This window comes from Streptomyces sp. NBC_00271 (assembly GCF_036178845.1).
Classification (GTDB): Bacteria; Actinomycetota; Actinomycetes; order Streptomycetales; family Streptomycetaceae; genus Streptomyces.
Map to the genome: position 1 here is coordinate 11586457 of NZ_CP108070.1, position 22060 is coordinate 11608516.

Consider the following 22060-nt stretch of genomic DNA (forward strand, 5'->3'; position numbering starts at 1 on the left):
GCCAGGTGATCACGGGTCGTTACTACTCGTTCTGTGACACGCGGAGGGCAGGACATGGGATCCGACGTTGACGTGCTGGTCGTCGGTGCTGGTCCAGCGGGGTTGCTGCTCGCAGGTGACCTGGCCGAGGCCGGAGTGCGCTGCACCGTCGTGGAACGGCGAGAAGGGGAATCCCAGCTGACACGCGCATTCGCCGTTCACGCCCGAACGATGGAGCAACTGGACGCCCGCGGCCTGGCCGACGACCTGCTGCTGACCGGCCTCCGCAACCCGATCTTGCAATTTCTGCGGATTGATCTGTCGCACCTGCCGACCCGTTACCCCCACGTGCTCGTGACGCCCCAGTACAACACCGAGCGACTGCTCCTGTCCCGCGCCCTGACACACGGCGTAAACATCATGCAGGCCCACGAAGTGACTGGCGTCCAGCAAGACCCGAACGGTGTCGACGTCACCGTGAAGACACCAGCCGGCACTGAACACAGCCTGCGCGCAGACTTCGTCGTCGGCGCAGACGGACGAAACAGCTGCGTGCGCCAGTCCCTCGGCCTCCCATTCCCCGGCCGCTCCGCCGTTCGCTCCATGATGCTCGCAGACGTCCGGATGGCTGATCCGCCGAAGAAGCCGCCCACCGTGGCAGCGACCGGAGACGCCTTCGCCATTGTCGTCCCGTTCGGCGACGGCTGGTTCAGGGTCATGGCCTGGAACCGCCACCACCCCATGCCCGACAACGCATCGGTCGATCTGGAAGAAATCAAAGACGTCGCCCGCCAGGCGCTCGGCAGCGACTTCGGCATGCACGACCCTCGCTGGCTCTCCAGATTCCACAGCGACGAACGCCAGTCACCCCGCTACCGAGTAGGCCGAGTATTCCTCGTCGGCGACGCCGCCCACGTCCATTCCCCGGCCGGCGGCATGGGCCTCAACACCAGCATCCAGGACTCCGCAAACCTGAGCTGGAAACTCGCAGCCGTTCAGCGTGGCCGCGCACCAGACACCCTGCTCGACACCTATCAGAACGAACGGCACCCGGTGGGACACCGGGTTCTGCGGATGAGCGGGGCACTGCTCCGCGGCGTCCTCACCACACCACGGGCATTGTGCGGCCTCCGTGACCTGTCAGCGCGTACGGTGCTGCAAACCCCACCAGTGGCCCGACGACTGGCCATGGCAATCTCGGGAATCGACATTTCCTACGCCGCCACGGTCGGCGCGCACCCCCTTGTCGGGAAGCGGGCACCTGACGTCCCCCTCAGCGACGGACGCAGACTCTACGAAGCCCTCCGTAAGCGACGGTTCGTCCTTGTCACACCGTCCGACACGGAGCGCTTCCCCTCACTGATCACAGAGTGGGCCGGCGAGGTGGAGATCGTATCCCCGAAGGGCGCTACCAAAAAGAGTGTTCTGGTCAGACCAGACGCCTATATCGCATGGGCCATCTCGGACGAGTCACCTGAACATCGCATCGACGCGGCCCGCCAAGCATTGACCGAATGGTGCGGCACACAAGGCACCAGCTCTGTAGCCCCTTCACCCGACTAGTTAGGCCACTGTCGCGGCGACGCTGGGACTGTCCCGCAAGCCCTTCCCCTCCACGTTGCCCGGACCGCCCATGTCATTCCAGGATGGCGAGGTGTTCGGCGGCGCCCCCGCGCCAGTGGATCAGGAAGACGGTGGCGTCATCGCTGGTGCGCCCTGCGCGTTCCCGCTTCAGGGCGTGCGAGAGCCGCAGCGCCCCCGCCCGCGTCCCTCCTTCCGCGTGAGCCTGCTCAATGGTGTTGACGCAGCGGATGAGCCGTTCCTCGCCGAACGGTTCTCCTTCGGCATTCCGTTCCTCGATCACGCCGTCGGTGTAGCACAGCACGCGGTCACCGCGCTGGAGTTGGTGCTCGCTGACCGCAGGGTGCTCACCGCCCAGGCCGACCGGAAGCGTGGTCGGGCCCTCCAGTGGCCCGGCGACCTGATGGTTGCGGATCAGCAGGGGAACGGGGTGGCCGGCGTTGACCCATCGAAGACGGCCGGTGGTGACGTCCAGATCCATCATCTGCGCGGTGACGAAGTGATCGGGACCGAACTGCTCGGCGACGGCCCGGTCCATGAACGCGTACATCTCGGCCAGGCCGATGTCGGCGCGCCGGGTGTGCCGGTAGGCGCCGACGGCGACGGTCGCCATCGTGGCGGCGTTCAGACCGTGACCCATCGCATCGATCACGGCCACATGAAGGATGTTGTCGTTGAGGGCGTAGTCGAAGCTGTCACCGGCGATGCTGTAGGCGGGCTCGACGGCGCCGGACACCGCGACCTGCGGAACGGACATCGTCAGCGGCGGCAGCAGCGACCACTGCATCTCCGCGGCCACACTCATCGGCTCACGGCGCCGGGCCTGGAAGAACCGGTCGGTGTAGGCGTGCTTGGTCACCAGCATGTCGGCCACCAGACCGGCCAGCCTGCGCAGCAGCTGCCGGTCATCGTCATCGACCCTCTCCAGGGTCAGAGCCATCACCCCCACCTCATCGCTGCCGTCCAGCAACGGCAGGTACATCCGCACACCGCCGGCCTGCGCAACCTCAACGGGCGCGGCCCGCAGGAAGGCCGTGCCGGCCGGGGATTCGCCGATCTCCTCGGGCTCACCGACCAGCAGCCCGCGGCCGGACAGCGGCACCAGCGACTCCTGCGCGTAGTCCTGGAGGAGGATCGAGACGTCGCGGCCCCCGACCCTGGCCACCTCCTCCGCGATCATGGGAGCGATCAGCTGCGGCGGCATCTCGTGCGCACGGTCCAGCAGCACCCCCAGAAGCCGCTCGCCGAACCTGTCCCGTTCAGAAACTCATCGCTGCTGGTCAAGCCGCGTATCTGTACTCGTTGATGACGCCGCCCAGTACTCGGGTGCGGAGGAGTCGGTGCGCGGTTAAGTCGGTCGAGGGCGCCGGGTGCTCCTGGGCGAGGGGAGGAAGTTGTCCCCGGGCCTGGTGGGGGCGATGGCCGTTGTAGTGGAAGGCGTAGACGTCGAGCACGCGTCGAGCGTGGGCTTCGTTCAGGATCAGCAGGTGGTCAAGGGCCTCGCGCCGGAGTGTCCCGATGACCCTTTCGCAGTGCGCGTTCATCCGTGGGACCCGCGGCGCCGTCTTCAGGGTCTCGATGCCCTCGGACGCGAAGACCGCGTCGAAGGACTCGGTGTACTTGCGGTCCCGGTCGCGGACCAAGAAGCGCAGCGCCTCCAAGCGCAGGCCCAGGTCGACGGCGAGGCTGCGGGCTTGCTGGACCGTCCACTGCGCGGTCGGATGCCCGGTCACACCAGCGATGTGCAGGCGGCGCGTGCCGTGCTCGAGGAAGACCAGCGCGTAGGCCCGGCGAAGATCAACCAGGTCGATGTGCAGGAAGTCGCAGGCAATGACGCCGTCGGCCTGCGCCGTCAGGAACTCTCGCCACGTCGGCCCACCTCTACGGGGAGCAGGGCCTACTCCGGCAACAGTCAAGATCTCCCAGACCGTGGAGGCTCCGACCCGATGCCCGAGCCGCGCGAGCTCGCCTTGGATCCTGCGACACCCCCAACGCGGATTCTCTGCGGCCAGCCGCAGCACCAGCTCTTTGATCGCCTTCGTGGTCGGTGGCCGGCCGGGCCTGCTCCGACGCTTGCTGAAGTCCCACCGGCGCGCCACGAGACTTCGATGCCACGCCAGCACGGTGCCCGGAGTCACCGGGAACACCTGCGCCCAACGACGCCGGGGTATCAACGAGGACAACGCCGCGAACCACAGCCGGTCCGCCGGCTCGTAGCGCACCGGACCTGCAAGTTGCCTGCGCAGCACCGCGTTCTCGTGCCGCAGGACAAGAAGTTCGGCGTCCTTGGCCACTTGCCGACGCAGCAGCAACACCGGGACCGACAACAGCTTCATCGTCACCCGATAGACCAGCGAGACAATCACCCGCGGCATCGTCCCACGCGACCCTGAGCGCCACCAGACCCCCTACGACCTGCAGCAACGCATTTCTGAACGGCACAGGCTTTACCCACCAGATGGTCCGCGAGGCGCTCTCTGTGCTCGGCCTCACTCAACTGCGGTGAGACGCCCCACCGCAGTCGAGCGGACCAGCCGTTGCACACAGGCACCCCGGCGAGTGAGGACCCGGCGGCGCTACGTGGTTACTACCGGCAGATGGCCCTGATCCGGCACTTCGAACTGCGGGCCGCGGAGATGTACGCCCGGGCGAAGATCGGCGGCTACTGCCATCTCAACCTGGGCGAGGAGGCCACCGTCGTCGGCCTGATGGCCGCACTGCGGCCGACCGACTGGCTGGCCCCGACGATCGCACACCCGTCGTTCGCGGACATCGTCAGTTCCTTCCCCGGGGTGCGGGGAGGCTCCGCAACCTTTCGGCGAGCTGCTCGGAGAGCTGCTCCCAGCTGGCGTCGAACTTCGACACACCTTCGTCCTCAAGGGCCTGCACGAGGTCGACGTAGTCCACGCCGACTGCCCGCAACTCAAGCAGTACCCGCTGAGCGTCGTCGTAGTGGCCGCTTACCGAGTCGGCCGGCACCTGGCCGTGGTCGGCGACCGCGCGCAAGGTGGCCTCGGGCATGGTGTTCACCACGCCGGGCGCGACCAGTTCCGTCACGTACAGCGTGTCGGGGTAGCTGGGGTCCTTGACGGACGTCGAAGCCCGCAGCGGACGCTGCGGGTGGGCCCCCGCCTTCTCCAGAGCCTGCCAGCGGTGCGAGGAGATCACCCGCTCGTAGTGCTGGTAGGCCAGCCGTGCGTTGGCGATCGCCACCCGGCCGCGCAACTCGGCCGCCTGCGCGGTGCCGGTCTTGTCCAGGCGTGCGTCTGCCTCGGCGTCGACACGGGAGACGAAGAACGAAGCCACCGAGCCGATCCCGGACAGCTCCCGGCCTGTATCGCTGGCGCGTTCCATCCCGTCGAGGAAGGCAGCCACGACCTCGTCGTAGCGGGCCAGGGAGAAGATCAACGTGACGTTGATGCTGATTCCCTCGCCCAGGCACGCGGCGATCGCCGGGAGGCCCTGCCGCGCGGCAGGGATCTTCACGAACAAGTTGGGCCGGTCGACCAGCCACCACAGCGCCCGCGCCTCCGCGATCGTCGCCGCGGTGTTGTGCGCGAGCCGGGGGTCGACCTCGATGGAGACGCGCCCGTCGACGCCGTCCGTCGCATCGTAGACCGGACGCAGCACATCGCACGCCCACTGGACGTCGGTTGTGGTCAGCACTCGCAGCGCCTCACCGACGCCGACTCCGCGGGCCGCCAGATCACGGATCTGTGCGTCGTACGCGTCCCCGCTCGTGATCGCCTTGGCGAATATCGTCGGATTGGTGGTCACCCCCACCACCCAGTCCCGCGCGACCAGGCCCGCCAGACTCCCGGACACCAGCCGCTCCCGACTGAGATCGTCCAGCCAGATCGACACTCTGGCATCGCTCAATGTGTTCAAGGGACTCATGACGCTGCCGCTCCTCCCGCGCGCCAGCGGAGTGAAGCAGCATCAAGACTCCTTGCTGCTCGTCCGCGGCCCGCACGCACAGAGCTTGCCTGAAGCTCCATCGTCTCTGGAAGGCCAGTGGCCCGCAATCCGCACACCGGGCCACGCCGACGGTGCTCTGGCCGGCCTGCATTGGGGACGAGCGATGCTGCTGAACGTTGCCGACCGGCTCTCCTTCGTGACGGCGTGACCGCGCACTCACTACTGCCCGTCCAGCGTTGCTCGGTCGGTACGGTCGCCGGGACGCGGGCTCATTCCAGAACGCCAACAGCGCGATGCCATCGCCACGTGCGGGGGGTGACCCGCTCCACCAAGTCGTCAAAGGAAGTGTTCCGGCGCAAGGCCGCGCAGGTTCCCGGCTTCGCAGCGGAGCCGCTCAAGACCAATGGACAGATCCTCACCGCGCCGCTACGAGGCCGTCGGTATAGAGCAGGAAGAGACTGCCTGGGGTGAGCGGCGCCGTGGCCGCCGCTTCCCGAGGCACGTCGGTGTCCACTCCGAGGGGAAGGCCCTCGCCTCCGGGCAGGAACCGTGCCCGCACCCTCAGTCTGTCCGCGGCGCGTTTCCTTGCCTCGGGGCATGCTCTTCAGCTGCTGGTAGCGAATCAGTAGGTCACGAGCTGCACCGGTTGTTCTGGTACGAGCTCCTGGAGTGCGCGCGGCGCGGACACCGCCTGGCGGGCACGGACGCGGCGCGGGTGCGCGGCGAGGACACGGTACTGGTCAGAGACTTCGGGGACGGGTTTCGCTGGCACCGGTGCCTGCGCTGTGACGCCTGGCTCGTCCGTGGCGATGTCTTCGGTCATGCTCCGTATCGTCCTGCCCGGAGGGTCCCGGCGCGGCCGGCCGGGCCGTCGCTCGCCCCGCTTCTTTTCGCCACCGCCAACCCGCCGGTGCCGCTCGGCCCGCCAGCCGGCGACGGCGCACGTGGCTCGGCAGGCCGTCGACGGCGGGCACGTCGGGGCGCGCCTTCGTCCAGGTCACCCGAAAGGCGGCACATCAGTGCGGCGGGCTGCTATCCCCCACAACCGCTGGGCCGGGTCACTCCAAGATCGATCGTTGGGAGCCCGGCCTCATGGACGAGTTCTCCCCTCCCGAGGACATTACGGTAACGCTCCGTGCGGGGGCGCCTCCTCCCGAACGATGACTGGAGCAGTGTGATTGCCCGGCTGACGAAGCATCCCACCACCGCATCGGACCAACCCGACGGCGCATCGGACCGGCGGTCGGCCTCCGCCCCGTCGAGGAGAGCGGAGGCGGGCCGGTCCGTCCTGGTTACACCCTCGGCTTGGTGGCTTCGACCAAGAGGTGATAGCCGAAGTGGTTGAGGCACCCGAAACCGGCGCCGAGTGGGAGCCCGTCGAGGAGATCAGCCTGCGGGCGGACCTCCCCGCCCTCTATGTCGCGACCCTCGAACAGGGCGACATCCTCGACGCATGGCCGGACGACGAACCTCCCCTGGAGTTCCCGTTCTCGTCCGACGGGTCGGGCTGGGTGTGGATGCGCCTGTACTGCCACGCGGATGACCCCGAGCCCGGCATCGGCGACCACGGGGAGCGCCACCTGGTCCAACTCTGGCGCGCACCCCAGACGCCCCTGGTGCACCCCGACATCACCGAAGCGGACCGCCGGGTCCGCGCCGACTACGCCGCGGACATGGCCATGCCGGTGGAGGACTACACCGTCACCTACACCGACAGGCACCGTGGCGAACAAGACTGAGCTGCCCGGGACGCCGTGGTCCCCGTGCCAGGAGGCAGGTGTGTGGCGGGCGGCGGTTTCTAGCCGGTTTGGCGGTCCATGACGCGGCGGGCGGCCTCAGCCTCTGCCGCCGAGGGGGACAGCTCGTCGAGGGTGTCGAGCTCAGCGTCCGTTTCCAGTTCCTGCTCCCAGGCCGCCGCAAGCCGTTCCTGCTCAGCGCGCGGCTTGGCGTCGACTGCCTCCCGGTGATCCGGGTCCAGGGCCGCCAGGAATCGTCCGACCGGATCCGTGGGCATGCCGTGCTCCTTGTCGCATGGAAGGGTGCCACTCCTGGCCCAGCATGGCCGACCGGGCCCGCGCCGGCCGCCCGACACTGCCTGGGAACACCCTGATAGCCCCGCCGCCCATCCCGCATACGGGCGGTGTCTGCCCGGGGGCAGGGAGCGGCGTGCGGTCGCGGTCTGTTGGGCCTTTCCCCTGGGCGTGGACAGCGCCAGCGTCAGTCCTCGCGGCCGTGAGGGAACTTTGTCATCCGGTCGATCAGGTCAGTCAGCTGGGAGTGGGCCGGGGCGAGGGCGTGGCCGACCCGCCCGTCCCGCCGTCGCTATCGAGGCGAGAGTGCCATGCATTCACCAGGGCGGCGGATTGACGATCATCTACGCAGTCACCAGCCTCACGCGTGGTCTTGGTGGCCGGTGGTGTGTGTTGCGGCAGGGGCAGAGGTTGTGCGGAGCGTTGCCGCCTGCTGCGTGCCCCGGGCTATGACTTCGCGTCGTCGACCTTGAGCTTGTCTCCGGTGTTGGAGACGAAGACGACCAGGAGCTTGGCGGGCTTGGTCCGGCTGGTGTTCTCGGTGAGGAGGTGGTGGGCGCCCGGCTGCTCGACCCAGTTCTCGCCCTGGTGGTAGGTGGTCACGGGCTTGCCTTCGAGCTGGCTGCGCACGGTGCCTTCGAGGACGTAGGCGTAGACGAACGCCTGGCCGTGCCGGTGCGGCAGCGCGCGTGCGTTGGGCGGGAAGTCGACGACCGCCGAGGTGAACGTCTTGCCCTTCACATTCGGAAGAGCCTGCTGGAGCAGCGGCTTGAGGGTTTCGGTGGGGGGCGTTGATGCCATGGCCGCAGGCGATGCCACGGCCGCGGCCGGCCGCGTGGCGTGGGCGGGCTGGTTGGAGGTCGAGCAGGCCGTGGCCGCAGTCAGTGTGGCGACGGCCAGCAGGCCACCGGCGATCCGCATTCCGATCATGATCGGTCTCCTGTTCAGTCTTCCGTGACGCGGATGATCGTCTTGCCGGGGGTGCGCTTGCCGCGGGCGAACGCGGAGGGCGCTTCGGCGAGCGGCTGCACAGCACCGACGACCGGCTTGAGCCGGCCGTCCCTTACCCGCTGGGCGAGGTCGATGAGCCGGGCGCGGTCGGGTTCGACGACGAAGAAGACCGCCCGCCCGTCCTTGGGCTGGACCTTGGGCGGCATGGCGATGGTGACCAGCGTGCCACCGGCCCGGATCAGCGCGGCCGAGCGGTCGAGGATGTCGCCGCCGATCACGTCGAACACGACGTCGGCCTCGCCGGCGTCCTCCAACTTCTCGGTCTGCAGGTCCAAGAATGTGTCGACGCCCAGGGCGAGCGCCTTGTCCCGGTCGGCGGAGCGGCCGGTGCCGATGACACGGGCGCCGGCCTCGCGGGCGAGCTGTACCGCGATCGAGCCGACGCCGCCAGCGGCGCCGTGGATCAGGACGGTCTGGCCGGTGGTGAGGCGGCCGTGGTCGAACAGGCCCTGCCAGGCGGTCAGCCCGGAGATCGGCAGTGCGGCGGCCAGGGTGTGGTCGATGTCCGCCGGCAGCGGAGCGAGGTTGCGGGCTTCCACCGCGGCGTACTGGGCGAGCGAGCCGTTGCGGGTCCAGTCGGCCAGGCCGAACACCCGCTGCCCGACGCTCAGGCCGGTGGTGCCGTAGCCCAGCTCTGCGACGACACCGGACAGCTCGTGCCCGGGCACGCTCGGCGTCCGGTCGCGGCCGGCGCGATCGGTCCACGTGCCTGGCCAGTCCAGCTCGCCGGGGGTGAAGCCGGCGGCGTGAACCCGCACGACGACGTCGTTCTCGGCCGCATGGGGGTAGGGCATGTCCGTCAGGGACATGCCGGCAAGACCAGCGTCACGGTCTCGCACAGTGATGGCTTGCATGCAGGTCCTTACTGGGGAGAGGGGAGGGGCGGCGGCCCGAGCGCACAGTCGGCTCGCGCCCAGGGCTCATAGCGGCCGCAGGTGGATGTATGCCGTGCTGCATGATCGATCTCACCTGCTCACGCGTATTCCTTCGTCGCCCGTTTTGCGTTCTCAGCAGGGAGACGAGGTAGCCCCTCCGGGCGTGACAGCTCAGACGCGCACGAGTTTGTCGGGATTGATGACCCGGCGGTACGCGGTGATCAGACCGTCTGTGATCTGGACTGTGTCGACGGAGTAGACCCGGCCTTCGCGGTAGAACATCAAGGCGAGCTCGCCGCCGACCTCGGCGAAGTCGATGCGGTCCGGGTGCCACTGGCGCCCCGTACGCACCATGACCGCTGCGATGCGCTCGCCGCCGTGTATGAGCTTGCGCGCCGCAGAGACCTTGCCGCCGCCGTCGGTGACGTAGACGGCGTCCGGGTGTAGGAGCCTGACCAAGCCGGCCAGGTCCCCAGCCTCGTACGCGGCGCGGAAGACTGCGAGGACGCTCGCGCGGTTGACGCGCGCATGGGTGACATCGTAGGCATCGGCCACACTCCCCAGCAGCCGGTAGGCCACACTCTGTGTCGATTTCGTCTATTTGTAGCGCAGCGGATGTGCCGGGGCCAGCGGTCAAGCGACCGTCAGCCCCGACACAAGGAGATCTACGAGGTACCCCGGCAGGGCCTGCTGCTCGGGGGTGGGGAGCATCGGCTGGACCGCGCGGAAGCGGGGCTCCTCGGACTCGGGCAGCCTCAGGAAGAAGTCCATGCCGTACGGCGCGCATCCGCTCCTCGCACACCTTCCGGAGCGTGTGCCCCGTGGCCCGGCGCACCACCTCGCCGGTGAGCGCGCTGATCACCAGGGCGTGGTAGCCGTTCTAGTCAGCGGCGGGGTGGGTGCGGGCCAGAAGGAGGGCGATGTCGTCGTCCATCGGTCCGTCCGGGGCCAGGGTGTCGACGACCGACGTGCATAGGTCGTCCAGACTGGAAATGGGGCCGGCGAGAGCGGCGCGCAGCCGCTGCAGTCCGCGGTCGACGTCGTGCTCCGTCTCGATCAGACCGTCGCTGTACAGCCCTATCACGCTGCTGTCCGGCAGCTTCACCTCGGTCGATTCGAAGGAGCCCAGTCCCACCCCGATGGGTGCACCTGGAGGTACTTCGGCGAAGTCGACCGATCCGTCCGGGAAGATGATCGCGGGTGGGGGATGGCCGGCACTGGACATGGTGCATCGCTGAGATTTCGCGTCGTACACACAGTAGAGACAGGTGGCTGCAAAAGCCGATGGTGTGGAGGTGCCGTCGTCGAAACAGTCACGGGCGATGTCGACGGCGAGTTCATCCATGAGATGTAGCACTTCGGCGGGCGGCAATTCCAACTTGCTGAGCGCACGGGTCGTGGCGCGCAGGTGTCCCATGGTCACGGCCGCGTTGATGCCGTGACCGACAACATCTCCCACGACCAAGGCCACTCGGACATCAGACAGTTGGATGACGTCGAACCAGTCGCCGCCGACGCCGGCGTGCGTGTCCGCGGGCAGGTAGCGGGTGGCCACCTCGACTGTGCTGCCGCCTGACAAGTGGTGCGGCATCAGGGCACGTTGTATCGCAAGCGCGGCGGTTCGCTCTCGGGTGTATCGCAGGGCGTTGTCGATGATCAGTGCGGCCCGGGCCGCGAGTTCCTCGGCAAGAGCAAGGTCTGCCTTGCTGAACGGAACCGGGTTCTGGCTGCGGACGAAGACGGCGATGCCGAGTGTCGCACCGCGGGCCTGCAGGGGGACGATTATGAGGGAATGCATTCCGGTCTGGCGAATGACCTGGGCCCGATCCGGGTCGTTGTCGAGCCAAGTGCCGGGGGAGGTGTCGAGAACAGTCTCGAAGTAGGACCTACGATTTTTGAGCACGGTGGTGAAAGGGGATGCTGGCGGAACGTAGACCGGCGTTCCGCGCGCCCAGAGAGACTCGCGAAGATCGTCGTGGATGGAAGCGGCGCCGGCGCGATAGAAGCCAGGTATGCTCGTATCGGTGGACTTGAGGCGTCTCAACGGCTCCTTGTCCAGCGGCACGGCCTCGACGAGGTCGATGGTGACGTAGTCGGCGAGGTTCGGTACCGCTGTCTCCGCCAGCCTCTGGCTGGTGACCAACGGGTCCCAATCTGTGCCGATGCGGTTTTTCGCTTCGTTGAGAAGACGAAGTCCTCCGACTTCCTGCCCGGTGCTGGCCTGCACAGCCACAGAACAGACGCCCAGTGGTCGACCGTCCGGTCCATCGAGACGGATCAAGGCAACACAGTAGTAGCGGTCGGGGGCGCGAGCTTCGGTCGGCCACAGTTCGCACCAGAGCGGCACCCCGTTCTGCAAGACGCGCGCCATAGCGCGTTCCAGAAACTCTGGGTGACGAGCGCGGACCACATCGGTGACATAGCCGCCCAGCTCCGGCTCGGAGCTGTAGATGTCCTGATTGTGAACGCTGTCGTTGAACCAGACACAGCGCAATTCCCGGTCCCAGATGGCCAGACTGATCGGCGAGTGGTGCAATAGCGCATCCACCGCTGGCGGATCCAGGCCTGGCCGGCCAGATGTGTTCGGCCCCCATACGAGCCAACCCGCGCCGCCGTCAGTGTCCAGAGGAGTGATCCGAAGATCCGCGGCTGACTCATGGCCGTCGCAGCGGCGGATCCGCACCCGCCCTGACCAGGGGCTGCCGGCAAAGATACGGGGAATTTCCGGGGCGCCCGAAACCAGCAGGCCCTTGGCGGGACTATGGAGCGCTTGGTCAGCCGAATAGCCCCATAGGCGCTCGGCGGCCCCGGTCCACACGGAGACCGTCATGTCGGCACTGAGCACTGCCAGGACGTCACCCGGTTGCACGGCCCACTCTCCAGCTGCGGAACTCGTAGAACCATCACTGGACATACTGCAACTATGCCGCGCAAGTGCCAGCCCCTCCACGGCAGGGGGCCACTGCTCGATGACCGCAATGTCAGTGCCCGTCGAATCCCTCCGCGACGAAGCCGTCGAATACGCCGACCGGATCCGGCAAGCCGGCGGCGAAACCGAGCTGCGCGTCTGGTCAGACACCCCATGACGTTCGGGGTCTGGTGGCATGAGGGTGTGCGCGGTGCGACCAGGCGGTTGCTTCGTCGCAGTGGGTCCTACGCGGTACGGAGAGCCGGTGTCCTCACCCTCGCTCCTCGGCGACGCGGATGATCATGCGGCCGGCGATGCGCCGCTCGGGGGTGAAGGCGGCGGTTGCCTCGGCCAGCGGCCGAACGGAGCTGACCCGCACCTCGAGCCGTCCTTCCCGGAGTCGCCGGGCGAGGTCGGTGAGGCGTGCGCGGTCGGGTTCCGCGACGAAGAAGAGGGCCCGGCCCGTCGTCAGGGCGCACGGTGGGCGGGTGGGCGATCGTGACGAGCGCGGCCGTGCGTTCGAGCACGTTGCCGCCGATCACGTCGAACACCACGTCGACCTGGCCTGCGTCCTCCCACCGGTCGGCCTGCAGGTCGAGGAACGCGTGCGCGCCCAGGCCGAGGACGGTGTTCCGGTCGGCGGAGCGGCCCGTGCCGACGACGCGGGCTCCCGCCTCGCGGGCGAGTTGGACGGCGATCGAGCCGACGCCGCCAGCGGCGCCGTGAATCATCATGGTCTGACCGGTAGTGAGGTGTGCGTGGTCGAACAGACCCTGCCAGGCGGTCAGTCCGGAGATCGGCGGCTGCCACCGTGTGGTCGACGTCGGCGGGGAGCGGAGCGAGATTGCGGGCTTCCACGGCGACGTACTCGGCGAGCGAGCAATCGCGGGTCCGGTCCGTCAGCCCGAAGACGCCCTGGCCGACGGTGAGACCGGTGGTTCCGTAGCCGAGTTCCGTCACGACGCCCGAGACCTCGTGTCCCGGCATGGTCGGGGTGCGGTCGCGGCCGGCGCGGTCGGACCAGGTTGCGGGCCAGTCGCGACCGGGGACGGCAGGGCCATAGCCAGCGCAAGGCCGGGCCGATCCCACGGTCAGGAGGACCGCGCCCAGCAGCGTGGCCTGCCGCACCGTGTGGTGGGCGGAGCAGATGCCGCCCATGCCGCCGGCCAGGAACAACGCGGCGATGTCGAGTCCGCCCGCGGCTCCCTGGGTGACGTGCAGGAAGACCCGGGTGAGGACGGAGAAGACGTCTGTGTCGGGGTGGGAGACCGACTGGACCAGGAACCCCACCACCGCGGCGCCGGCGGCCAGGCCCACACTCGTGCCGACCGCTGTCACGGTGGTCCCTGCTGCGGGTGTCTCGCCGGGGAGAAGTTGACCAGCCCGGCCGCCAGCCCACCGATGGCGGTTCCGGTGGCGACGCCCTGCACCGCCCGTGCGATCACCAGGGACAGGACACCGTCGGCCGTCCAGAAGATCGCCGTACTGGCGGCTGCCAGCAGGAGTGCGGCGAGCGGCACCGGACGGCGTCCCCAGGCGATCCCTTGCGGCACCCGAGGGTCAGCAGGGCACCGAGCAGCCCCACGACGTACACGGCGAAGACGACCGTCACCATGGTGACCGAGAAGTCCCAGCGCTCCCGGTAGAGGGGATAGATCGGCGAGGGTGCACTCGCTGTCGCCATCAGCACGACGGTGGTGACCGTCAGAACGGTGAAGGCGGCGCGTCGTCCCAGAGGGCGAGGTCCGCCGAGGGAACCGAGCGGTTTCATCGGCACGCCCGTGACTGCTGCTGGCTCACTGCGACCAGGGCGCATCGGTGATGCGCTCAATCACGGACGTGCGGTGGAAGCCGGGAACGAAGCGTTCCAGGTAGTCCGCATTGATGGTCCCGTACGTGGTGTCCGGACGGTCCTTGAGCCCCTCGACGAACGCCTGTACGAATTCCTTCTTAAAGTTTCCGCGCGGATGAGCGGCGACGATCTCGTCCACCTGGTCGCCCTCCAGTCCGTCCAGGCCCCAGCCGACCGCGTCGGTCAGAACGCCGTAGTTGGTGGCAGCGATCTCCGGGCCCATCCGGCCGGGAATCCCTGGCGTCGTGTGCAGCGCGATCGCCGTCCAGACCACTTCGGCGGCGCTCTTGGGGAACCCGCGGTCGAGCAGGAACTTGCGCGCGTGGTCGGCGCCGTCGAGCTCGAAACGCTGTTCCTCCTCGGAGAACGGGGTCAGGAGGCCGGTGTCGTGGAACATCGCGGAGATGTAAAGCAGCTCGGGATCGGGCTGCAGGCCCAACTCGCGCGCGTGCAGGGAGGCGAAGAGAAAAACACGCCGGGAGTGATGGAAGATCAGGGGCGTGGTCGTTTCCCGGAGGTGGCTCGTGGCCTCCGCCACGGGCGAGGTCTCGGGAATTTCTACCCCTGCGATGATGTCGGTCATGCGTCCGCTCTTTCCGATGCGATCTGTTACGAGTGGACTGTGCGTCCGTTGTCCACAGTGCCGACCATGCGGACTTCGGTACGCATCGGTCCGGCCGTGAACCACTCAAATTCACCCACTTCAGGATGGGACTGCGAGCTCTGACACGCATCGGACAGCGAGGCGCTGTCACGTTGGCTGACCGGGTGGGATGATCTTCTGGTTGATCATGCTGGGAGGTGGTCGTCCGTGGGGACCGCCCACGCGCCAGCGTGAACGCGCGATGAAGGGCTTCCGCAGCACAGGCGCGGCCCAGCGGTTCCTGTCCGCGTTCAGCGGCATCTCACCCCACTTCCGGCCCCACCGCCACCTGATGACAGCCTCCGACCACCGCGCCGAGATGACCATCCGCTTCGCCATCTGGGACCAGATCACCGGCGCTGCCAGCCGACCTGCCACGGCCTGAACACAGGCCCTGACCGCGGGCCCACCACGCCCCGACGCACCATCAGACCGTCACGTACTCAACAACGTGACAACGCCAGCCCGAGGGCCTCTACGCCAAGAGCGCCCCCGCCGAGTCCGTCGATCCTCGCACTCTTGAACCCCGGGTCAAGGGCTACAAGACCGAACGCTCCGTAGGCGGATCGCCTTCCAGCGCCATGCAGGAACTCGGCATAACGCTGCCGCTGTAGTCGTGTTGTCGATGTCGCGCTCCTCCTCCAGCAGCAAAGCTGTTGTCGCCCGCACGTCGCCGACCTGGCCGCCGCTCTTTTGGAGCTGGCGTCGTGCGACGCGTCCGGTATCCACCATCTCGCAGGGTCCGACGCTGTGAGCCGTCACGAGCTCGGCCTCCTCATCGCCAGGCGTGACGGTCTCGACGCCTCCCGGCTGACAGAGGGCCTGCGGGCACACAGCACACTGCCTGGCGCCCTCGACGTGCGCCTCAACAGCCAAGCGACCCAGCGGAAACTGAGCACCACACTGCGCGGTGCTCGGCAGTTCTGCATGACGACCGGCGCGAGCGCCCAGCCCGTCGGCCTATGAGCGAGCGGCCGGTTCCTCGCGGGACCCGGCCCGTGCCCGGTCGACGGCCTACCTCGGTACCGGGCGGCCACGGGACGGAATCCCCCGAAGAGGTGGAACAGGGCACGACCCAGCAGGATTTGCCCGGTGCGTGCGGTAAGCGTCCGGGCACAGCAAACGGCCGGCCCTACGAAGGGAGCCACCCTCCAAGACCCGGCCGTACGAGGCGGTGTGGGGTCGTGCGGTGGCGAGGTCTCCAGGCGGGTGTGGAAGAGGGGCGGCCTGGTCGGTTGGTCCCGGGCCGCCCTTCCTGGTCTGGTGCATACCCAGAGCCGCGGGCGGAGACCTCCTCCTCTTGCTCCTCTTGTCCATGTTGCGCAGTGGGGTCCAGTCGGTTTCCGTGCGCCTGCGTAAGCGTGGCGGCTTGCGCCGGAACAGGGCAGCGCCGGTGGTGGCTGGGGTGGGGGGTGGGGGGTTGAATCGGGTCGTCCGGTTGGGTGGGGTTGGGTGGGGTGGTGGTGGGTGGGTGGGGGTGTTTGGGCTGGTGGGGGTGGGTGGTGGGTGGGTGGGGGGTGGGGGTTGGTTTTGGTTGTTGGGTGGGGTTGGGTGGGGGTTGGGGGGTTGTGAATATACGGACTAGCTGGTTTGGTTTGGGGTGGTTGCAGGGAACATGTTGTGGTGGGTTGTGGGTTGGTCTTTGGAGGTTTTGTGGTGCGGCAGGAGCGTGCGGTGCGCACGCGGCGGTTGATTTTGGATGCGGCGGCGTCGGTTTTTGATGAGCGTGGGTATGAGGCGGCGACGATTGGTGAGGTGTTGGCGCGGGCGGGGGTGACGAAGGGGGCTTTGTATTTTCATTTTCCGTCGAAGCGGGCGTTGGCGGAGGGGGTGTTGGGGGAGCAGTTTGCGGGGTTTGTGCTGGCGCCGCGGGTGAGTAAGTTGCAGGAGTTGGTGGATATGGGGCTGGCGTTGGCGTATCGGATGCGGCGTCATCCGGTGGTGTCTGCGTCGGCGCGGTTGTCGTTGGGTCAGGAGATGGGGGCGGTTTTCGGTACGTGGACGATCCGGACGTGGCTGGATGCGACGGAGCGGGTGTTGCGGGAGGCGCAGGAGCAGGGGGAGTTGTTGCCGCAGGTGGATGTGGCGGAGAGTGCGTGGGTGTTCTCGGCGGCGTGGACGGGGGTGCAGGTGTATTCGCATACGTTGTCGGGCCGGGAGGATCTGGAGGAGCGGGTGTGTGCGTTGTTTGAGCATCTGCTGCCGAGTGTGGCGGTGCCGGCGGTGCTGGGCAGGCTGGTGATTGATCCGGCCCGGGCTGCTGAGGTGGCTGCGGAGGGTGAGCGGCTGGCGGCGGAGGCGGGGGAGCCGGCCGGTCTGGGCGGGGTCGGCGCTCCGGCCTGACTCCGGCCCGTTTCCCCCTGGCCCCCTGGCCCGCCTGGCCCGCCTGGCCCCCTGGTCTGTCCGGCCCCTGGCCCGTCCGGTTCATCTGGTCCGCCTGGCCGGCCTGGCCTGCCTGGCTTGTCTGGCCTGCCTGGCGTGTCCGGCCCCCTGGCCTGTCCGGTTCATCGGGTCCGCCTGGCTTGTCTGGCCCGGCTGGTTCATTTGGTCCGTGTGGTCTGTCCTGGCTGTCGGCGTTGTGTGGCCTGTGCGTGTGTGCGGGGTCCTGTCCTGGCCGGTCTGGGCCGTCTGTGTGTGCCTGGTCCTGGTCCTGGTCCTTGTGGTTGTGGTGTGGCCGGGGTGCTGTCCGTGGCGGGGCGGGGTGGGTTCTGGTGGGGTGCGAGCGGGCGTTGAGTGCGGCCGCTGATGGTGGGGCGGGCCTGTGGTGGCGTCCCTGTTGTGGTGCCGTGTGTCTTTCCCTGCTGTGCCTGGCCTGCTCTCCTCTGGCCTGGCCTGGTTTGTGTCGTTGGTTGTGCGGGGGTCCTCGTGCGGGGGGTGTGCGGGAGGGCTGGGCGGGCGGGGTGGGTCTCTTCCGGTGGGGTGGGGTCCGGTGGTGCGGTCTGGTGGTGTGTCCCGGTGGCGGGGTCTGGTGTCGGGGTGTGGCGGTGGTGGGTCCTGCCGGTGGGGTCTGCCGGTGGGGTCTGGTGTCCGGGGTGTGGGGGCGGGTGTCGGTGGGTTTGTCTGTGTGTTTCTGTGCCGGGGTGGGGGTGGCCGGGTGGGTGGTCCCGGGGGTGGGTGGCCCGGGGTGGGGAGGGGTGGAGGAGGGGTGCGGGTAAACATACCGCGTGTGCGGTTTGGTAGGGTGGGGTGGTCCCGGTGTGTCCGGGGGTGGCGGGGGTGGTGGTGGCTGGGGAGGAGGGGTGGGGTGGTCAGGCAGGTGCGGGCGGTGCGGACGCGTCGGGCTCTGGTGCGTGCGGCGGCTGAGGTGTTTGCGGAGGACGGGTATGCCCTTGCCTCGTTGCCGGTGATCAGCAGGCGGGCGGGTGTGAGTACCGGGGCGCTGCATTTTCATTTCCCGAGCAAGGATCTTCTGGCGTGTGAGGTGGAGGCGGCGGCGACGGTGTCGGTGCAGCGGCTGGTGGTGCGGGAGGGTGAGGGGGCGGCGGGCTGCAGTTGCTGGTGGATGTCAGCCGTGATCTGGTGGCGGCTCTGGCTGTGGATCCGGTGCTGCGGGCGGGGTTCGAGCTGGGTGGTGATCCTTCGCGTAAGAGTGCGCAGGGGCCGGGGCGGTGGTGGTGTGAGTGGGTGCATGCGCTGCTGCGTGAGGCGCAGGGTGCGGGGGAGCTGGCGCGGGGGGTGTCCCCGGAGGCGGCCGCGGTGGCCGTGGTGGCCTCTGTCGCCGGGTTCGGCCGGCTTGCCTCCCGTCACCGTGTGCGTTCCTCGCCTCATCTGGTGGAGCAGTTCTGGGCGCTGCTGCTGCCCGGTCTCGCGGCGCCTTCGGGCCGGCTGCCGGTGCTGCCCGGTCCCCGGGCCGCCGGGACCGACCGCACCCCCAGGTAAACAGACCGCATGGTCCGGCAATGGGGAAGTCAAATCGCTGGCAGGGCGGCCGCAGCAACCGGAATCCCGCCCGAATGGTCGACTTATGTGCCGTAAGCCGGATTCTCTCGAGGGGGTCTCGAGCGTCGGCGGAGAGAAAACAAGACGACCGGTTTGAGATTGACATACCGTCCATGCTGTTTTTTACTCGGTGTGTCGGGCGGATCCCGTCCGGCCGGGTGCGGCTCACCCGCCGCCGGCCCTCCGGCGGGCCAGGGCCCGGCAGCATCGGAGCCCTTGCGGTCCGGGGTCCGGCAGTGTCGGGGCCTGGCGGTATCGGGGCCCTGCAGTGCGGGGCCTGGAGGCATCGGGGCCCGGCGGCGTCGGGGCCCTTGCGGTCCGGGGTCCGGCAGTGTCGGGGCCTGGCGGTATCGGGGTCCTGGCGGTCCGGGGTCCGGCAGTGTCGGGGTCTGGCGGTGTCGGGGCCTTGGCGGTCCGGGGCCTGGAGGCGTCGGAGCCTGGCGGTGTCGGGGTCTGGTGGTGTCGGCAGTCCGGTGGTCCGGGAGTCCGGGGCTGGGGTAGTGCGGGCCGGGCGGGTCCGGGGCCGGGTTCCGGGGGTTGGGTTCGGGGTTTGGGGGCCTGGGTGTTGATGGGGTCCGAAGGGGTTCGGCAGAGCGCAGTGGACGGACAGGGGAGACGGCGTGGACACCGACATACTCGGCACTCTTGCTGTGCGGGAGAAGGGTCTTTCGATTACTCCGACGGCTCCCAAGCCGCGGCAGGTGCTGGCCCTGCTGGTGGTGCAGGCCGACCAGATGGTGCCGGTGGGCATGCTGAGTGAGGAGTTGTGGGGCGGCAGGCCGCCCCGCAGTGCGCGGCCCACGCTGCAGACGTACATTCTGCAGTTGCGGGAGCTGATCACCGCGGCGCTTGAGCTGGATGCGGCCGATGCCCGTACGGCCAAGGACGTGCTGCTGACCGTGCCGGGCGGTTATCTCCTCAAGAGCGGCGGGGGCGGCAGTGACGTGCGGGAGTTCGAGCGGCTGGCCGGGCTGGGCTACCGGGCGATGGACGCGGCGGACTTCCCGGAGGCTGCCCGGCAGCTGCGGGCCGCGCTCGCGCTGTGGTCCGGGCCGCCGCTGGCCGATGTGCATGCCGGGGTGCACCTGGCCACTCAGGTCAAGCGGCTGGAGGAGAGCCGGCTGTGCGCGCTGGACCAGCGCATCGAGGCCGATCTGCGGCTGGGCCGCCACCGTGAGCTGCTGGCCGAGCTGACCGTGCTGGTCAGCCGCTATCCCACTCATGAAAGCCTGTGCGGGCAGTACATGCTGGCCCTGTACCGTTCCGGGCGCCGGGGCGAGGCCCTGGACGCCTACCAGCGGCTGCGTGCCACCCTGGTGCGCAGTCTGGGCCTGGAACCGTCGGCGGCGCTGAGCAAGCTGCAGCGTTCCATCCTGATGGCCCGGCCGGACGGCTCACCCGCCACCGCCACCGCGACCGCCACTGTGACCGCGACTGCGACCGCTCCCGGTTCCGCCGGGCCGGGCTCCACGGGCAGTGGCCCCGCCGGGACCGGACGCCTCGCCCCGGTCGGCTGACCCCCCCTTTGCCCCAGCCGGCTGACTCCCTCGCCCCGGCCGGCTGCCCCCTTGCCTTGGTCGGCTGGCCTTCTCGCCTCGGTCGGCTGCCCCCTTGGCCTTCTCGCCCCGGTCGGCTGCCCCCCTTGCCTCGGGCGGCCGGCCTTCTCGCCCGGCTTCCTCCCAGGTCCCGGTCTCTTCCGCCGGGACCTGGCGCATGCCCCGGTCCCGGTCCGCCTCCCGGCCCCCCCGCAGGCCTCCGGGTACGCCCGGGTTGGCGGCTGTGCGGCCCGCCGTCCGGCCCTCACCCCCACCCCACCCCACCCCACCCCACCCCACCCCACCCCGCCCCGCCCCGCCCCGCCCCGCCCCGCCCCGCCCCGCCCCGCCTCGTCCGGCCTGTGTCACCCGGGTTGTACGGGCTGCTGGTGCTGCTCGTCTCGCCTGTCTTGCCCGGGCTGCTCTTCCCGCCCGTGCCGTCCGGGCTGTGTGTCCTGTCCGTGCCGCCCGGGCCCGGGCGGTGTGTGTTGTGCATGCTGCTGGGGCCGGCTGTGTGGGCTGTGGCGGCTGTGGTGGGTGGCGTTCGGCGGTGTGCGGGCTGTCGCCCGGTCGGCGCCGCGGGGGTGCCGGCCGGTCGGCGGGGTGCCGGGCCGGGTGGCGGGGGCGGGGGCGGGGTGGGGGTCCGGGCGGGTGCGAGGCGGGCTCGAGTGGTGGGGGGCAGGGTGGGGGTGCGCCTGGAGGAGGAGGGGCCGGCATGTCGTCGCGCGTGCACGCCTGTGAGCACACGGTGGGGGTGGCCGCTCCGGCCGGTGTCGTGTACGGGATGCTGGCTGATGCCGTGCGCTGGCCGGTGTTCTTGCCCTCGGTCGTGCATGTCGAGCGTCTCGACTTCGACGGGGTCCAGGAGCGGCTGCGGATGTGGGAGCTGGCCGATGACGCCGACGCCGACGCCGACGCTGCCGATGACGCCGACGCCCCCGCCCCCGCTGCCGCCGGTGCCGGTGCCGGTGCCGGTGCCGGTGGTGTGGGTGGTGTGCTGGGGGGCCGGGTTGGTTCCTGGTATGCCCGGCGGGTGCTGCATCCTGATGTCCGGGCGGTCGTGTTCGAGCAGGAGGATGCTGTCTGGCCCGGCAGTGTGACTTCGGGTGTGTGGAGTGTGCGGCCGGCGGGTGAGGCGGAGTGTGTGCTGGGCCTGCGTCAGGAGTGCGGGCTGCCGGTGGCGGCTGCGGACGGCGCCCGCCGGGAGGCGGAGGCGGATGTGCATCGCCGGCTCGCCCAGGTACGGCGGGCGGCCGGGTGGTGGGAGCGGCTGGACGAGCTGCTGCTGTCGTTCGAGGACCGGGTGCGGATCGAGGGCCCCGCGGAGCTGGTCTATGACTTTCTCTACCGGATCGGGGAGTGGCCCGGGCGGGTCCCGCACGTGGAGCGGGCCGGTGTGCGTGAGGACGTGCCGGGGATCCAGGTGGTGTCTTTGGACAGCTGCGCCGCGCCGGGCGGGCGGACGGTGAGCACGCGGGTTGTGCGGCTGTGTTTCCCGCACGCCGGGCGGATCGTCTACAAGGAGACGCTCACGTCCGGGCTGGTCGCCGCCCACAGCGGTGAGTGGTCGCTGCTGCCGGACGCGTCCGGGGTCACGGTCGTCGCGGCCCACCAGGTGATGCTCCGGCAGGAGGCCGTCGGCCGGGTGCTCGGTGCGGGCACCGGCCTGCTGGAGGCCCGTGACCATGTCCGTGCCTGGCTGTCGCGTGCCAGTACCGAAACGCTGGGCCTGGCCAAGTGGCATGCCGAGAGCACCGTGCGCCGTCTGCGGTGAACAGATGGCCTGCGA

General features: G+C 69.3%; 20 protein-coding genes and 6 pseudogenes. 11 read left to right on the forward strand and 15 right to left on the reverse strand.

The genetic code is table 11. The features are described from left to right. Positions 1-54: 54 nt before the first annotated feature. Positions 55-1542 (forward strand): FAD-dependent monooxygenase, encoded by a 1488-nt coding sequence (locus tag OG798_RS53010; RefSeq protein ID WP_121413281.1) that lies wholly within the window; start codon positions 55-57, stop codon positions 1540-1542. Positions 1543-1615: 73 nt separating this feature from the next. Here the strand turns inward: OG798_RS53010 and OG798_RS53015 are convergent, their stop codons facing one another. After that, positions 1616-2764, reverse strand: a complete 1149-nt coding sequence (locus OG798_RS53015) for a PP2C family protein-serine/threonine phosphatase (protein WP_328760217.1) — start codon at positions 2762-2764, stop codon at positions 1616-1618. A gap of 76 nt (positions 2765-2840) precedes the next feature. Further along, positions 2841-3926: an integrase core domain-containing protein gene (locus OG798_RS53020; protein WP_328759942.1), complete on the reverse strand. Its 1086-nt coding sequence runs from the start codon at positions 3924-3926 to the stop codon at positions 2841-2843. 231 nt (positions 3927-4157) lie between these two features. Here OG798_RS53020 and OG798_RS53025 point away from each other — a divergent pair. Beyond that, positions 4158-4295, forward strand: a pseudogene (locus OG798_RS53025) (thiamine pyrophosphate-dependent enzyme); the annotation flags it as partial. Positions 4296-4335: 40 nt separating this feature from the next. On the opposite strand, the gene tal reads toward OG798_RS53025, so the two are convergent. Further along, positions 4336-5457: a transaldolase gene (gene tal, locus OG798_RS53030; protein ID WP_328759943.1), complete on the reverse strand. Its 1122-nt coding sequence runs from the start codon at positions 5455-5457 to the stop codon at positions 4336-4338. Here tal and OG798_RS53035 point away from each other — a divergent pair. Continuing rightward, positions 5456-5686 (forward strand): hypothetical protein, encoded by a 231-nt coding sequence (locus tag OG798_RS53035; RefSeq protein ID WP_328759944.1) that lies wholly within the window; start codon positions 5456-5458, stop codon positions 5684-5686. The genes tal and OG798_RS53035 overlap by 2 nt on opposite strands. 207 nt (positions 5687-5893) lie before the next feature. Here the strand turns inward: OG798_RS53035 and OG798_RS53040 are convergent, their stop codons facing one another. Both OG798_RS53040 and OG798_RS53045 read right to left on the reverse strand, forming a co-directional pair. Then, entirely contained in the window at positions 5894-6037 is a 144-nt protein-coding gene (locus OG798_RS53040; RefSeq protein ID WP_328759945.1) for a SpoIIE family protein phosphatase, read from the reverse strand. Between the two features lie 63 nt (positions 6038-6100). Further along, the gene (locus tag OG798_RS53045; protein WP_183126847.1) at positions 6101-6301 is read right to left on the reverse strand and encodes a hypothetical protein; all 201 of its coding nucleotides are present in this window, start codon (positions 6299-6301) and stop codon (positions 6101-6103) included. 514 nt (positions 6302-6815) lie between these two features. On the opposite strand from OG798_RS53045, the gene OG798_RS53050 reads away from it, so the two are divergent. After that, a complete protein-coding gene (locus tag OG798_RS53050; RefSeq protein ID WP_328759946.1) occupies positions 6816-7217 on the forward strand; it encodes a hypothetical protein in 402 nt (133 codons plus the stop codon). A 59-nt stretch (positions 7218-7276) separates the two neighbouring features. On the opposite strand, the gene OG798_RS53055 is transcribed toward OG798_RS53050, so the two are convergent. The 9 genes and pseudogenes from OG798_RS53055 to OG798_RS53095 form a co-directional block, all read right to left on the reverse strand. Next, positions 7277-7492, reverse strand: coding sequence for a hypothetical protein (locus tag OG798_RS53055; RefSeq protein ID WP_121413277.1), 216 nt, complete (start codon positions 7490-7492; stop codon positions 7277-7279). Positions 7493-7955: 463 nt separating this feature from the next. Beyond that, positions 7956-8438, reverse strand: a complete 483-nt coding sequence (locus OG798_RS53060; RefSeq protein ID WP_121413276.1) for a cupin domain-containing protein — start codon at positions 8436-8438, stop codon at positions 7956-7958. A 14-nt stretch (positions 8439-8452) separates the two neighbouring features. Beyond that, a complete protein-coding gene (locus OG798_RS53065) occupies positions 8453-9373 on the reverse strand; it encodes an NADP-dependent oxidoreductase (protein ID WP_183126843.1) in 921 nt (306 codons plus the stop codon). A 192-nt stretch (positions 9374-9565) separates the two neighbouring features. After that, positions 9566-9949 (reverse strand): hypothetical protein, encoded by a 384-nt coding sequence (locus tag OG798_RS53070; RefSeq protein ID WP_328759947.1) that lies wholly within the window; start codon positions 9947-9949, stop codon positions 9566-9568. A gap of 126 nt (positions 9950-10075) precedes the next feature. Beyond that, positions 10076-10271 (reverse strand): annotated as a pseudogene (locus OG798_RS56965) (EstA family serine hydrolase); the annotation flags it as partial. Positions 10272-10274: 3 nt separating this feature from the next. Further along, positions 10275-12224, reverse strand: coding sequence for a SpoIIE family protein phosphatase (locus tag OG798_RS56970; RefSeq protein WP_443054172.1), 1950 nt, complete (start codon positions 12222-12224; stop codon positions 10275-10277). A gap of 349 nt (positions 12225-12573) precedes the next feature. Then, positions 12574-13340 (reverse strand): annotated as a pseudogene (locus tag OG798_RS53085) (NADP-dependent oxidoreductase); the annotation flags it as partial. Positions 13341-13636: 296 nt separating this feature from the next. Then, complete coding sequence (locus OG798_RS53090; RefSeq protein ID WP_121413274.1) at positions 13637-13822, reverse strand: hypothetical protein; 186 nt, start codon at positions 13820-13822, stop codon at positions 13637-13639. 276 nt (positions 13823-14098) lie between these two features. After that, positions 14099-14737: an HD domain-containing protein gene (locus OG798_RS53095; protein WP_328759948.1), complete on the reverse strand. Its 639-nt coding sequence runs from the start codon at positions 14735-14737 to the stop codon at positions 14099-14101. 238 nt (positions 14738-14975) lie between these two features. Here OG798_RS53095 and OG798_RS53100 point away from each other — a divergent pair. The 4 genes and pseudogenes from OG798_RS53100 to OG798_RS53115 all read left to right on the forward strand — a co-directional run. After that, positions 14976-15182, forward strand: a pseudogene (locus OG798_RS53100) (IS6 family transposase); the annotation flags it as partial. A gap of 76 nt (positions 15183-15258) precedes the next feature. Beyond that, positions 15259-15411 (forward strand): annotated as a pseudogene (locus OG798_RS53105) (DUF6009 family protein); the annotation flags it as partial. 43 nt (positions 15412-15454) lie between these two features. Continuing rightward, positions 15455-15763 (forward strand): annotated as a pseudogene (locus OG798_RS53110) (dTDP-4-dehydrorhamnose reductase); the annotation flags it as partial. A 687-nt stretch (positions 15764-16450) separates the two neighbouring features. Next, positions 16451-17140, forward strand: a complete 690-nt coding sequence (locus tag OG798_RS53115; RefSeq protein ID WP_121413272.1) for a ScbR family autoregulator-binding transcription factor — start codon at positions 16451-16453, stop codon at positions 17138-17140. A gap of 1044 nt (positions 17141-18184) precedes the next feature. Here the strand turns inward: OG798_RS53115 and OG798_RS53120 are convergent. Continuing rightward, a complete protein-coding gene (locus OG798_RS53120; RefSeq protein ID WP_328760248.1) occupies positions 18185-18427 on the reverse strand; it encodes a hypothetical protein in 243 nt (80 codons plus the stop codon). Here OG798_RS53120 and OG798_RS53125 point away from each other — a divergent pair. The 3 genes from OG798_RS53125 (at position 18422) to OG798_RS53135 (ending at position 22045) form a co-directional block, all read left to right on the forward strand. Next, on the forward strand, positions 18422-18676 hold the full coding sequence (locus OG798_RS53125) for a hypothetical protein (protein ID WP_328760249.1): 255 nt from the start codon (positions 18422-18424) through the stop codon (positions 18674-18676). The genes OG798_RS53120 and OG798_RS53125 overlap by 6 nt on opposite strands. Positions 18677-19356: 680 nt before the next feature. Further along, positions 19357-20253 carry an AfsR/SARP family transcriptional regulator gene (locus tag OG798_RS53130; protein ID WP_328755985.1) on the forward strand — a complete coding sequence of 299 codons (897 nt, stop codon included), beginning with the start codon at positions 19357-19359 and terminating at the stop codon, positions 20251-20253. Positions 20254-20986: 733 nt separating this feature from the next. Beyond that, entirely contained in the window at positions 20987-22045 is a 1059-nt protein-coding gene (locus OG798_RS53135) for an SRPBCC family protein (RefSeq protein ID WP_328755984.1), read from the forward strand. Positions 22046-22060 lie beyond the last annotated feature (15 nt).